Source organism: Nonomuraea sp. NPDC049750 (assembly GCF_040659625.1).
Lineage (GTDB): Bacteria > Actinomycetota > Actinomycetes > Streptosporangiales > Streptosporangiaceae > Nonomuraea.
Map to the genome: position 1 here is coordinate 121,693 of NZ_JBFANB010000023.1, position 12,715 is coordinate 134,407.

Sequence of the window (12,715 nt, forward strand, 5' to 3'; positions counted from 1 at the left end):
CGGGCTGCCCGCCTGTGTTGCGCACGGCGGCTCGTGTTCCGTACGGGCGGCCTGTGACGTGGAATCGAGTGCTACCCGGGGCGAGCACAGTTGATCATTGCGGGATAATCGAAATCATGGCGCTCATCCAGGTTGACGAGGAAGCCGTACGGAGCCAGGTCAGCGAGCCGGTGTTCGCCGAGGCTCTCGCACTGGTCGCCGGCGGCATGGTCGCGGGGTTGACCGAGAAGGGTACGTCGGTCGCCGCGCTGGTGAGCGGGCGTTCGGTGACGGTCACCTTCACCGCGAGCGGGATGCGCGCGGTCTGCGAATGCCTGGATCCCGAATTGTGCGCCCATGCGGCCGCCGCGGCGGTGACCTGGGTCCGGATGGGCGATGTGCGGCCCGCGCCCGACCTGTACGCGCTGCTGCGTACCCAGGACTCCGACTGGCTGGCCCGCCGCCTCGCCACTCTGGCCGCGACGGACCCCGCGCTCGCCGACCGGCTGCGGACCGAGCTCGCGGAGACCATCATCGGCGAGGAGTCGACCGACCTCCTCGCCGACCTGGAATCAGTCATGGCGGACCTGCTGGCCGAGGCCGCGGATGTGTGCGACTCCTGGTACGAGGGTGAGTGGTACCCCGATCTCGAGGACCTGGAGGAGATCCTCGACGAGATCGACGACCTGATCGAGCCGTCACCGGACACCGCTCGCGAGCTGACCGTCCGCGCGATCGACCTCATCGAGGAGGTGCTGGACACCGGAGAGGTCTATGGCGGCCAGCTCGTCGACGATCTCGAACGCGTCCAGGGCATGCATCGCGACGCCTGCCTGGCCGGCTCGCCCGACCCGGTGCGGCTGGCGGAGTGGCTGATGGGCAAGGTGCAGACCAGCAACTGGTGCACCTTCGAGAGCTCGCTGCCCGGCTATGCTCCCGTGCTGGGCGACCAGGGCCTGCGCCGCTGCCACGAGCTGCTGGACGGGACCCTCGCACGCGGGATCCGCGACTACAAGCTGAGCACGCTGCGCGAGTCGCTCGCCCGCGCCGAGGGCGGCACCGACGCCGTGATCGCCCTGCTCGCCCAGCGGGCCGCCGGCAGCGGTGACATCGAGAAGATCGCCCGTCTCCTGATCGGCGAGGAGCGCCACGACGAAGCCCTGGCCTGGATCGATCAGGGGATGAACCGCTACGGCCGCGATCAGCACCTCCTCACCCTCGCCCTTGACTGCCATCAGCACGCCGGACGGACCGAGCAGGCGCTCGAGACCCGCTGGCAGCTGTTCACCCTCTCACCGTCCACGCACACCTATCAGAGCCTGACCCGCCAGGCCGCCCCGGACGCGGCCCCGTGGCAGGCCAAGGCCATCACACACCTCCGCTCATCGCCCGCCATGGCCCCCACACTGGCCGAGGTACTGCTGATCAACGGGGACGTGGCGGGCGCCTGGGAGGTCCTCCAGACGTACGGACTGGACCCTGACCTGCGCATGCGCGTGGTCAACGCCCGCGCCCAAACCCATCCAGAGGACGCCATCCCGGTCTACCGGGAACTGGCCGAATCCTGCGTCAGCCGGGCCAGCAGACCCGGCTACCAGGAGGCGATCCAGTATCTCTTCACGCTACGGACCCTGTTCGAACGCACCGGAGATCAGACCGAGTTCGCCTCGTACGTCGCCCGCCTCCGCGCCGCCCACCCAGGCAAGAAGGCTTTCCACACCCAGCTGGACGGTGCGGGCCTCCTCTGACGCCATCACGCCGACGCCGGTATCGCGATGCGCACCCGCTCAATGTCGGCAAGGGTCTCCCCGCGACGGCGTGCCGCGACGCTTCGCCGCCTCCGACTGCTGCGCCGCCCGGACGCGCAGCGCGGCGAACGACTCGGACTGCTCCGCCGACACCACCCTCCCCGTCTCGTACAGCCTCATGGGCGACGCCGATCTGAAGAGCGGATTGGGTCGCAGCAGGTCCGGCGGGTCCAGCAACTTCCGGATCATCGTCGGGCTCCAGCCGCGCTCGCGCAGCTCGGCCAGCTGGAAATACTCAGGCATCGCGTCCTCTCCTGATCGGCGACCACGTCAGCATGGCCGATCAGGTTGAGCCGCCATCTGTGCGAACCGGATTCTGTGGATAGAGCACGCCGTCCTGACCGCGCCGGCCAGGAGAGGTGCCTCAGGCCCTCGTCGGCGCGCCTTCAGGAGGAGGCGGTCCTGAACCGTGAGTGGCGCTTCCCCTTTACGCGGGTGAGCCCGCGACGTACATGGGTCAGCCCGCGACGTAAGTCAGCCCCCGACGTACGTGAGTTAGCCCACGACTGTCTTGACGTAGCCCCCCACGTGGTCGGCGAGCTGAGCCTCGGATAGGTCGAGATGCTCGAGGATGGTGTACCGGCCCGGACGGGTCCGCGGCGCGTACGCCACGGCCTTGGCGAAGTCGGCATCTGACAAGCCGAGATCGCCGGGGGTGCGCGGGAGGCCGTGCCGTCCCAGGCACGCGGAGATCAGCTCGACCTTGGCTTCGTCCTGACGCAGGTAGCTGCAGAACAGCGCACCGACTCCGGCGAGTTCTCCGTGGCTTGCCGTGCCGGGGTAGAGCTGATTGATGGCATGCATGATCTCGTGGTCGCCGCCGCTGGCCGGTCGGCTCGACCCGGCTACCGCCATCGCCATGCCGGACAGGATCAGTGACTCGGCCAGTACGGTGAGGAACTCGTCGTCTCGAGCCAGGCCTGGCTGGTGCAGGACCACCAGCGCCGCTGATCTGGCCATCGCCACCGCCAGCCCGTCGATGTGCTCGCCGGCCTCGGCAGCGGCCAGTTCCCAGTCGGCCACCGCGGACAGGTCGCTGATCGCATCGCCGATCCCGGCCGTGGAGAGGGCCGCCGGGGCCGACCGGACGCGATCGAGATCCACCAGGACGGCCGCCGGCATCACGACGCCGTAGGAGCCCGTGCCCGACTCGTGTCGCAGCGTGCTGACCGGCGAGGCGATGCCGTCGTGGCCCAGGCTCGTGGTCACCGCCACCATCGGGATGCCCGCCATGTGCGCGGCGAACTTGGCCACGTCGATGGTCTTGCCGCCGCCGATGCCCGCGATCGCCTCGAACTGGCCGGCCCGCAGTTGTTGTCCGAGCTCAACAGCGGCGGCAAGGGTTCCGTTGGGAATACGGAGCACCTCGGCCCCATCGATCCGCAATTCCTCGCAGATGCCGTCACCCTGACTGGGACCGACGGCGACAGCCACCCTGCCCTGCCGGGCGATCTGCAGGTCGGTCAGCAGCGTGCCGAGGCTGGCGACCGCACCGGCCCGGACGTCGACGAACAGGGGCGCGGAGAGCATGCGAGCCAACAGCGGCATAGGTGTCCTTGTCCTCGGATGAATGTCGACGTCTGCGACCGGACTGAGCTGATCGAATGCGTGAGATTAGCAGCATCTAGCGATCTTCGTGTTCGGGACGTCAACAGTCGCAATCCGCGCTGCAGCGCAAGGTCGCCTTCATTGCCGAACGAGGCATTCGCCGTGTTCAGCCCGCCAGCGCGTGGTCCGGACAGGTCGCCGTCCAGGAAATCCCCGCGCCCGTTATGTGAGGCCCGGCGGCGTGGGCATGGAATGCTGGTGGAGGGTACGTGGTTGACAGCTTTGCACCCTGGGATGACATACAGACTTCACGCGACGATACGAGGAGCCACTTGTGGCGACCATCGAGGTAACCGAGACGAACTTCAACGACATCGCCGACAAGGGGATCGTCCTGCTCGACTTCTGGGCCGAGTGGTGTGGCCCGTGCAAGATGTTCGGGCCGATCTTCGAGAAGGCGTCCGACAAGCATGAGGACATCACCTTCGGTAAGATCGACACCGATGCGGAGCAGGCCCTCGCTCAGGGCTTCGACATCAGCTCGATCCCGACGCTCATGGCGATTCGCGATGGGATCGTGGTCTACGCGCAGCCCGGTGCGATTCCGGCGCCCGCGCTCGAAGACCTGATCAGCCAGGTGCGCGCGCTCGACATGGACGCGATCAGGACCGAGCTCAACGAGGAGATGAAGAACGCCGAGCAGAACTGACCGTCGCACCATGAAGCCCCGCCGTACCAGCGGGGCTTTTCTCGTTCCACAGCCTGATGCCAACGAGTCGCGCTGACAACCTGACGCTTACGGTTTGCGGCCGACTCCCGCGTAGCCGGCGTCGGTGACGGCCTTCGTGCCCAGCAGGGGTTCGCCGGGGTCGGGCCGCCAGTTCTGGGGGTAGACCAGGCCGGGCTCGGCCAGTTCGTAGCCCTCGAAGAAGGCGGCGATCTCCTCGGGCGTCCGCAGGTTGAGCGCGGCCGTCGCCTGCTTGTAGATCTCCAGCGCCTGCGGCGTGGAGTCGGGCGCGGCGTCCACGGCGTGGCTGATGACCAGCCGGCTGCCCGCGGGACCCGCGTCGCGCAGCCTGCCGACGATGCCGTACGCGGCCTCGTCGGGCAGGAAGTGCAGCACGGCCAGCATCAGGAACGCCACCGGGCGGCCGAAGTCGATCGTCTCGGCCAGAGTCTCCAGGAGCGGGTCGATGTCCCTGATGTCGGCCTGTACGAACTCCACGTTCACGCCCCTGGACAACAGGGCCCGCCCGTGCGCGCACACCACGGGGTCGTAGTCGACGTAGACGACGCGCGCCTCGGGCGCGATCTCGTGCGTGTTGCCCTGGGTGGGCAGTCCGGCGCCGAGATCGACGATCTGGTCGACGCCGGAGTCGATCAGATGGCGTACGGCCCGGCGGAGGAAGTCGCGGTTTGCCCTCGCGGAGTCCTTCGTACCGGGGAACAGCTTCAAGATCTGCTCGGCCGCTTCCCGGTCGGAGGCGAAGTTGTCCTTGCCGTCCAGGAAGTAGTCGTACATCCGGGCGATGTTGGGCACGCTCGGGTCCACGCCATCTGGGGCGCTGTCCACGATTTCTCCCAATAGTTGAGGAATTCTCACCTTTGTCAGGCCGATCATAGAAGATCGCGGACGGGCGTGACCGAAGAATCCTCTGGCAGCCCCGGCCCAACCCGGGGCTGCCGCCTACGTACTCAGCTGGAGCGGTAGAGCTCCGCCACCCGGAAGGCGAGGTCGAGCGACTGGCCACGGTTGAGACGCGGGTCGCAGGCCGTCTCGTAGCGGCGCGAGAGGTCGTCCTCGACGATCTCGTGGCCGCCGCCCACGCACTCCGTCACGTCGTCGCCCGTGAACTCGATGTGGATGCCGCCGGGGTGCGTGCCGAGCGAGCGGTGCACCTCGAAGAAGCCCGTCACCTCGTCGAGCACGTCGTCGAGCCGGCGCGTCTTGTGGCCGCTCGGCGCCTCCCACGTGTTGCCGTGCATCGGGTCGCAGATCCACGCGACCTGCGCGCCCGCCGCGGTGACCTCCTTGACCAGCGCGGGCAGGTGCTCGCGGATCTTGGAGGCGCCCATCCGGGTGATGAACGTGAGCCGCCCCGGCTCGTTCTCGGGGTTGAGCTTCTCGACCAGCGCCAGTGCCTCGGAGGGCGTGGTGGTCGGGCCGAGCTTGACGCCGATGGGGTTGCGGATGCGCGAGAAGAAGTCGACATGCGCGCCGTCGAGCTGGCGGGTGCGCTCGCCGATCCAGACCATGTGCGCCGACACGTCGTACGGGCTGCCGGTCCGCGAGTCGATGCGCGTGAGCGCCCGGTCGTAGTCGAGGATCAGCGCCTCGTGCGAGGAGTAGAACTCGACGGTGTGGAACTCCTCCGGGTCGGCCCCGCAGGCGCGCATGAACGCGAGCGCCTGGTCGATCTCCCTGGCCAGCTGCTCGTAGCGGCGGCCGGCGGGGGACTCGCCCACGAAGTCCTGGTTCCAGGCGTGCACCTGGCGCAGGTCGGCGTAGCCGCCCTTGGTGAAGGCGCGGGCCAGGTTGAGCGTCACGGCCGAGGAGTGGTAGGCCTTCAGCAGCCGCCACGGGTCGGGCATGCGGGACTCGGGGGTGAAGGCGAAGCCGTTGACCATGTCGCCCCGGTAGGCGGGCAGCTCCAGGCCGTCACGCGTCTCGGTGCCCTTGGAACGCGGCTTGGCGAACTGCCCGGCCACGCGGCCGATCTTGACCACCGGCACCTTGGCGGCGTACGTCAGCACGATGGCCATCTGCAGCAGCGTCTTGAGCTTGTTGCGCACATTGTCGGCGGTCGCCCCGGCGAACGTCTCGGCGCAGTCACCGCCTTGCAATACGAACGCCTCGCCTCGGGCGACGGCGGCCAGCTGCTCCTTGAGCTGGTCGCACTCGCCGGCGAAGACGAGTGGGGGCAGGCCGCCGAGCTCGGCGACGACCTTCTCGAGCTCGCTGCGGTCAGGCCAGTCAGGCTGCTGGGCCGCCGGCAGGGCTCGCCAGGAATCGAGTTCCTCGGGATTGCTCAGTGCGCTCACGACATACGAGGGTATGCTACCGGCTCGGCGTCACCGACCCCGATGTCCACGTTGTGAGAAAGCGACCCCGCGGGACGGGTCAGAGTTCGGGTGTCCGTACGTGCTCGGGGCGCACCCCCAGCCCGAGGAAACGCCGAAACACCCCGCTGAACAGGGGATTCTGCGGCAGCTTCGCCGGAATGCGCGGCGGCCCCACCTGGCTGTCGATCGTCGGGCCGAGCAGCCGGTCCTGAGCCACGCGCTGCGCGGCCTGGGTGATCCTGGTGGGCAGCATGCGGCGGCGCTCCAGCCGGCGCAACATGGCCTCCGAAATGGGCCGGCCCGCCCGCAGCGGCTCGGCCAGCAGGTTGGCCGTGGCGACCGCGTCCTGCACCGCCAGGTTGATGCCGACGCCGAACACCGGTGACATCGCGTGCGCGGCGTCGCCGATGGCCAGGAAACCGGGCCGGTACCAGCGGCGGAGCCGGTTGAGCACCACCGTGAGCATGCTGACGTCGTCGAAGCTCGCGATCTGCCCGACGCGCCCCTCCAGGTACGGCAGCAGCCGCGCCACCGGCTTACGGAACGCGTCGATGCCCTGACCGGCCAGCCGGTCGTAGCCGCCCTTGGGGATGAGGTAGGCCAGCTGCCAGTAGGTCTCCCTGTTGATGCCCACGATCGCGTGGCCGGTGGAGATCCGCAGGAACGTCTGCTCGGGGTCGCCCTCGACGCGCGGCAGCCGGAACCACAGGACGTCCATCGGCGCGCCGAACTCCTGCGGCACCAGTCCGGCGGCCGCGCGCAGCGTCGAGCCGCGGCCGTCCGCGGCCACGGTCAGCTCCGCCCTGATCTCGTGCTCGCCCGACTTGTCGCGGTAGCGCAGTCCGCGGGCCGCACCGTCTTCGCGGATCAGTCCGTACGCCTCGGCGTTCATGAGCAGCCGGAACTTCGGGTACTTCTCGGCGGCCGACGTGACGAGCTTCAGGAAGTCCCATTGCGGGACGAAGGCGATGTAGTCGTACTTACCCGGCAGCCCGCGAAGATTCGCCATCTGGACCGGCCCGTCGTCGGTCAGCAGGGTGAACCCATACGTCTTGCGGTGGGGGATCTTCAGGAAGTCCGCGGCCAGCCCGAGCTCGTCCAGCACCTGAAGCGTGGACGGGTGGATCGTGTCGCCGCGGAAGTCGCGGAGGAAATCGGCGTGCTTCTCCAGCAGGGTGACCTCGACACCTGCTCTGGCCAGCAGCAGGGCGAGCATCGCGCCCGCCGGGCCGCCGCCGGCGATCACACAGGAATTCATCACGTATTGAGTTTAACTCTGTCCATGGAGAAATGCACTTGCCTGGTGCCATCCGACACGCCCGAAACGCCGAAGTACTACCGAAGAAATGACGTGACCCCGACCGACGTGGAGTGCGATATGAGCGATGAGCTCCACACCCTTTCCGGCGCCTACGCCGTGCACGCGTTGCCGGACAGCGACGGGGTGCTGTTCGAAACGCACATGGAGGAATGCCCGTCGTGCCGGACGGAGGTACGGCGGCTGCGCGAGACGGCCGTCCTGCTCGCCCTCGCGATCGCCGAGCCACCCCCCGCCGCCCTGCGCACCCGCGTCCTCACGGCCGTCGCCCGCACGCCGCAGACTCCCGCGGGCTCGCCCCGGCGGATCCTCCGCGACGTGCGGCTGTGGCGTCGGCGAGGGCGGGGGAGGGTGGTGGCCGGGTTGGCGGCCGTGTCCACGGCGGCGGCCGTCGCGCTCGGCGTCGTGGTGTTCGACGCCCGCCGCGACCTGGGCGACCTCCAAGCCAAGGACGGCGAGGTCGCCGCGGTCCTGGCCGCGCCCGACGTCCGGACTGTACGAATGCCGGTCACCGCGGGCGGCAGCGGCACCGTCGTGGTGTCGCGCGCCCGAGGCCGGATGGTGTTCACGTCGTCGGGCCTGCCCGAACTGCCCCGGTCGAGGGTGTACGAGCTGTGGCTGATGGGTCCGGACGGCATCCGCTCGGCGGGACTCCTGGACCGGCGCCCCGACGGCGTCACCACGCCCATGCTGGCCGGGGCGGCCAAGGGGGACGAGCGCATCGGCCTCACCGTCGAACCGGCGGGCGGCTCCAAGCAGCCCACGACCCAGCCGGTCCTGTTCGCCGAACTCCCCACAGCCTGACCAGATTTATCGGCTTTGGTATGAGACGCCGATCCGCAACAGGCCGATAATGCGGATCATGCGTAAATCCGCGGCCCTGGTCCTGGCCGCCGCCGTCTTATACATCCCCCCAACCAACGCAGCCAACGCAGCAGAAGCACCCGGCGCTGCCACCGTCGTGCCGGTCCAGGTCACCGGTACGCCCGCCAAACGGTTCAACCTGGTCATCATGGGCGACGGCTACACCGAGTCCGAGCAGGCGAAGTTCCGGGCGGACGTCGACCGGCACCTCAACGTGATGTGGTCCATCGAGCCGTACAAGTCCTACCGCGCCTACATCAACGTCTACCGGGTGGACATCGTCTCCGGCGAGTCGGGTGTCAGCTGCGACCCCGCCCTGACCTCGCCGAAGAAGACCACCCCGCTCAGCATGGGCTTCTGGGGCCAGTGCAACCCCAGCAGCGTCCAGCGGCTGATCACCATGGACAACACCGCCGCCACCCGCTACGCGAACCTGGTCACCGGCACGACCTCGGCCAACCGGCAGATCCTCGCGCTGGCCAACAGCGGGACGTACGGCGGCGCGGGCGGTTCCTACGCGACCGCCTCCGGCAGCAACTCCATGTCCGCCTTGATCAGCCCGCACGAGCTGGGCCACTCCCTGGGCGGCCTGCAGGACGAGTACGACTACTACCAGCGCGGCGTCCCCGGCGGCGCGTACACGGGGCCCGAGCCCGCCTCCGCCCACCACACGCTGCTGACCGAGCAGCAGATGCTCGACCAGAAGAAGAAGTGGTGGCGCTGGCTCGGCGAGCCCAGCGAGTCCGGTGGCCCGATCGGCCGCTACGAGGGCGGTATGTACGCCACCACGGGCGTCTGGCGGCCGAGCCGGCACTCGATGATGAAGACGCTCGGCTACTACTACGACCAGGTGAGCCGGGAAGTGATGGCGCAGCGGATCACCGGCAAGACGACGGTGATCCAGGACGCCACCCCGTCGGCCGCGCCCGTCGGCGCCGACCGGGTGCTCTGGGTGGAGCCGATGCGCCCGAACGGCCACGCGCTCACCGTCACCTGGAACGTCGACGGCACGGACCGGCCCGCCGAACAAGGCACGGCCCTGGACTTGCGCGCGCTCGGCCTCACCCCGGGCACCCACACGGTCAAGGCGACGGTCACCGACCCGACGAGCTTCGTCAGGGACCCGGCGATCCGCAGCGCGATGTCCGCCTCCCGCTCCTGGACCGTCGACACGTCGCTGACCACCCCGCCCGACGGCGTCACCCCCGGCATCGTCTCCGCCACCTCGGTGGACCGGCCGCTGGGCCGTACGGAGGTCGTGTACGTGGAGACCACGCACCCGGCGGCGAGCGTTCCCGCGGTCGCGTGGGCGCTCGACGGGAAGCGGGTCGGCGAGGGCGACAGCGACCTGGACCTCGGCGCGCTGAAGCCGTCGGACGGCACGCACACCCTCACCGCGACGTTCGGCGACCGGACGCTGACCTGGACGGTCGACGCCACCTCGCCGAAGACCGGCTACGAGCTGTCGCCGCCGCTCGTCAAGTCCGGCGACACCTACGTCTACAACGGGCCGTTCTCGATGAAGCTGACCGGCACCGACGACCAGGGCGGCTACGTGGTATCGGAGTCGAGGGTCGACGGCGACGGCTGGTTCAACTACTTCGGCTGGCCGACCTCCTCCGACCTGCCGTGGACGTTCACCGAGGACGGCACGACCATCGACTCCCTCGTGTACGGCAAGCTCCCCAGGGGGCGGCACACGATCGAGTACCGCTCGATCGACGGCTCGGGCAACTACGGCAGGGCGGGCAGCTTCACGGTCACCACGATCGCCCCGCCACCGGCCTGCACCAGGACCCTGACGGGCGCCCAGCGCGGCCCGCTGACCGTCGCCGACGGCGTCACCTGCCTGGACCACGCGCAGGTGAGCGGCCGGGTGACCGTGCGGGCGGGCGCCTCGGTGGTCGTCACCGGCGGCCGGCTCTCCGGCGCCCTCATCGCCGCGCGGGCCGCCTCGGTGCAGGTCCTCGGCGCGCGGGTGGACGGCGCGCTGACGGTCGACCGCGCCGGATCGCTGGCCGTCGTGGGCGCCGACATTCGCGGCGCCGCCCTGCTGACCGCGAACACGGCGCCGATCCTGTCGGGCACCACGGTCAAGGGCGCGCTCGCGTGTACGGGCAACACGCCCGCGCCGGTCGACCTGGGCGTGCCCAACAAGGTCACCGGCGTGGGCACGGGACAGTGCGGCAAGCTAGGCGCGGGAGCCGGGGGCACCTCCTACGAGGCGGTCCAGGACGTCCGTGAGTGAGGCGGTGGACAGGTCGCGGGCCCGCGCGTACTCCGACTCGGGATACTGCCGCGGCCCGTTCTCCACCAGCAGGATCAGGTAGAGGTAGGCACGATAGAGGTCGAGCCGGGTCCGCGCGGCGGGGGTGAGCTCCAGTGGGGTCACCTCGCGGTACCCGGCCAGGAGCGGGTCGTCGTCGCGCAGCTCGCCGAAGATGGTCGGCGTGACGAACTCGGCCAGCGGGTCGCCCCAGAACGCCCGCTCGTGGTCGATGATCGCCTGGATCCTGGGCGTCCCGGACAGGTCCAGGAAGACGTTGCCCGCCCAGACGTCGAAGTGGACGAGGTGCGGCGTGGTCACCTCGTCCAGGACGGGCGCGGCGGCGGTGAGCAGCGCGCCGATCTCCGCGGCGGGCCGGGGGAGCGGCGTCGGGTAGCGCTCGGTGTCGTCCAGCAGCGCCCCCACCATGGCCAGGTACGCCTCACGCCAGGTGCGGCCGGTGATGCCCGCGTGCGGGTAGCCGAACACCTCGCCCGTCACCGCGTTGAACCTGGCCAGGTGGCGGCCCAGCTCCCGCCGGAGCGCCGCGTCGGCGCCGTCCGGTTTCACGTCGTTCCACGACACGCCGTCGAGCGTCCCGAACAGCAGGTAGTCGCCGCCGAGCACCGGATCGTCGAACCCGGCGGCCAGCAGCCTCGCCACCGGCACGCCCGCGGCGACGGCCAGCTCGCAGGCCGCCGCCTCCATCCGCAGCAGGTTGCGCTCGTAGCTGAGCTGGTCCAGCTCGGGGGAGGGAGCCAGCTTGAGAACCACGTCGCGGCCGTCGTCGAGGAGGAGCCGCCAGACCGCGTTGGCGTAGCCGTCGGTGAGTTCGGTGGATCGGGTCACGCCCGCGCCGAGCGCGCGCCGGGCGAGATCGTCGAGCTCGGGGGGCGATAGGCGCCGTTTCGTCCTGCTGTCCACGAGACCCGATTGTGGGGTCATGCCGTGCTGATCGTCCAGCTCGGCTCGACCTCGTCAGGCGGTGCTGATCGTCCAGCTCGGCCCGACCCTGTCAGGCGGCGCTGATCGTCCAGCTGGCCACGTGCTCGCCGCCCGGTTCGAGCACCACCACGTCGGTGCCGGAGTTGAACGCGTCGGGCGGGCAGGTCATGGGCTCCACCGCCACGCCCTCGTAGCCGAGCTGCCCGCTGGTGCAGACCTGCACCCAGGGCAGCACGGCCGGGTCCCACGTCATGCGTACGCCCCCGACCCGGGCCTCTCCGGCCGCCAGCCCGGTGAACGCGTGGTCGATCACGTCGCCGTCGAGCGGCCTGGCCTCGCGGAAGTCGTACGGGGAGCCGGACACGTCGTCCAGGGACCGCGGCAGCAGCCGCTCGTCGGTGACCAGCACCTTGGCGGCGGGCAGCTCCAGGTCGTCGCCGAGCAGCCAGGGATGGGGGCCGCAGCCGTAGGGGGCGGCGTCGGTGCCGTCGTTGCGGGCGGTGACCGTGGTGGTCAGCCCGTGCTCGTCGAGCCGGTGGAGCACGCGCAGCGTCAGCGTGAACGGGTAGCCGGCCGTGGGGGTGATCGTGTGCGCCAGGCGTACGAAGGCGTGGTGGTCCTCGGCGGCCAGCAGCTCCACGACCTGCCAGTCGACGCCGGACACCAGCCCGTGCAGGGCGTGGCCGCGCTCGGGCTCGCTCACCGCCAGCTCGTGCGTCCGCCCGCCGAACGGATAGCGGGCCCCGCCCACCCGGTTCGGCCACGGGGCGAGGATCGTACCCGCGAAATAGGGGACCGGGCCCTCGGCGGGCCAGCTCGTGATCAGGTCGCGCGCGCCGTGGCGGAGCGTCCTGAGCGCGGCGCCGCGCGGGCTGATCCGCGCGGTGTATCCGGCGGCGGCGAGCTGGGGCACGGAAGGATCCT

The 12,715-nt window shown here is 70.0% G+C and carries 11 protein-coding genes; 4 read left to right on the forward strand and 7 right to left on the reverse strand.

Annotation, left to right across the window (positions count from 1 at the left end):
- Window positions 1-116 precede the first annotated feature (116 nt).
- Window positions 117-1,727, forward strand: coding sequence for a DUF6880 family protein (locus AB0J16_RS41960; RefSeq protein WP_358550602.1), 1,611 nt, complete (start codon window positions 117-119; stop codon window positions 1,725-1,727).
- A gap of 39 nt (window positions 1,728-1,766) precedes the next feature.
- Here AB0J16_RS41960 and AB0J16_RS41965 read toward each other — a convergent pair whose 3' ends face one another.
- The gene (locus AB0J16_RS41965) at window positions 1,767-2,030 is read right to left on the reverse strand and encodes a hypothetical protein (RefSeq protein WP_358550604.1); all 264 of its coding nucleotides are present in this window, start codon (window positions 2,028-2,030) and stop codon (window positions 1,767-1,769) included.
- 252 nt (window positions 2,031-2,282) lie between these two features.
- On the reverse strand, window positions 2,283-3,317 hold the full coding sequence (locus AB0J16_RS41970; protein WP_358550686.1) for an iron-containing alcohol dehydrogenase family protein: 1,035 nt from the start codon (window positions 3,315-3,317) through the stop codon (window positions 2,283-2,285).
- Between the two features lie 352 nt (window positions 3,318-3,669).
- Here AB0J16_RS41970 and trxA point away from each other — a divergent pair, with 352 nt between their 5' ends.
- Window positions 3,670-4,044 carry a thioredoxin gene (gene trxA, locus AB0J16_RS41975; protein WP_357952551.1) on the forward strand — a complete coding sequence of 125 codons (375 nt, stop codon included), beginning with the start codon at window positions 3,670-3,672 and terminating at the stop codon, window positions 4,042-4,044.
- An 87-nt stretch (window positions 4,045-4,131) separates the two neighbouring features.
- Here trxA and AB0J16_RS41980 read toward each other — a convergent pair whose 3' ends face one another.
- The 3 genes from AB0J16_RS41980 to AB0J16_RS41990 form a co-directional block, all read right to left on the reverse strand.
- Window positions 4,132-4,908, reverse strand: a complete 777-nt coding sequence (locus AB0J16_RS41980; RefSeq protein WP_358550606.1) for an SAM-dependent methyltransferase — start codon at window positions 4,906-4,908, stop codon at window positions 4,132-4,134.
- Window positions 4,909-5,030: 122 nt separating this feature from the next.
- On the reverse strand, window positions 5,031-6,377 hold the full coding sequence (locus tag AB0J16_RS41985; protein ID WP_358550608.1) for a class II 3-deoxy-7-phosphoheptulonate synthase: 1,347 nt from the start codon (window positions 6,375-6,377) through the stop codon (window positions 5,031-5,033).
- Between the two features lie 79 nt (window positions 6,378-6,456).
- Window positions 6,457-7,656 carry an FAD-dependent oxidoreductase gene (locus AB0J16_RS41990; RefSeq protein WP_358550688.1) on the reverse strand — a complete coding sequence of 400 codons (1,200 nt, stop codon included), beginning with the start codon at window positions 7,654-7,656 and terminating at the stop codon, window positions 6,457-6,459.
- A 120-nt stretch (window positions 7,657-7,776) separates the two neighbouring features.
- Between AB0J16_RS41990 and AB0J16_RS41995 the strand changes: the two genes are divergently transcribed.
- Together AB0J16_RS41995 and AB0J16_RS42000 are read left to right on the forward strand one after the other, a co-directional pair.
- Window positions 7,777-8,520 carry an anti-sigma factor gene (locus AB0J16_RS41995; RefSeq protein ID WP_358550610.1) on the forward strand — a complete coding sequence of 248 codons (744 nt, stop codon included), beginning with the start codon at window positions 7,777-7,779 and terminating at the stop codon, window positions 8,518-8,520.
- 58 nt (window positions 8,521-8,578) lie between these two features.
- Window positions 8,579-10,828 carry a M64 family metallopeptidase gene (locus AB0J16_RS42000; RefSeq protein ID WP_358550612.1) on the forward strand — a complete coding sequence of 750 codons (2,250 nt, stop codon included), beginning with the start codon at window positions 8,579-8,581 and terminating at the stop codon, window positions 10,826-10,828.
- Here AB0J16_RS42000 and AB0J16_RS42005 read toward each other — a convergent pair.
- Both AB0J16_RS42005 and AB0J16_RS42010 read right to left on the reverse strand, forming a co-directional pair.
- On the reverse strand, window positions 10,772-11,770 hold the full coding sequence (locus AB0J16_RS42005; RefSeq protein WP_358550614.1) for an aminoglycoside phosphotransferase family protein: 999 nt from the start codon (window positions 11,768-11,770) through the stop codon (window positions 10,772-10,774). The two genes, AB0J16_RS42000 and AB0J16_RS42005, sit on opposite strands and share 57 nt — an antisense overlap.
- A gap of 91 nt (window positions 11,771-11,861) precedes the next feature.
- Window positions 11,862-12,704, reverse strand: coding sequence for an aldose 1-epimerase family protein (locus tag AB0J16_RS42010; protein ID WP_358550616.1), 843 nt, complete (start codon window positions 12,702-12,704; stop codon window positions 11,862-11,864).
- Window positions 12,705-12,715 lie beyond the last annotated feature (11 nt).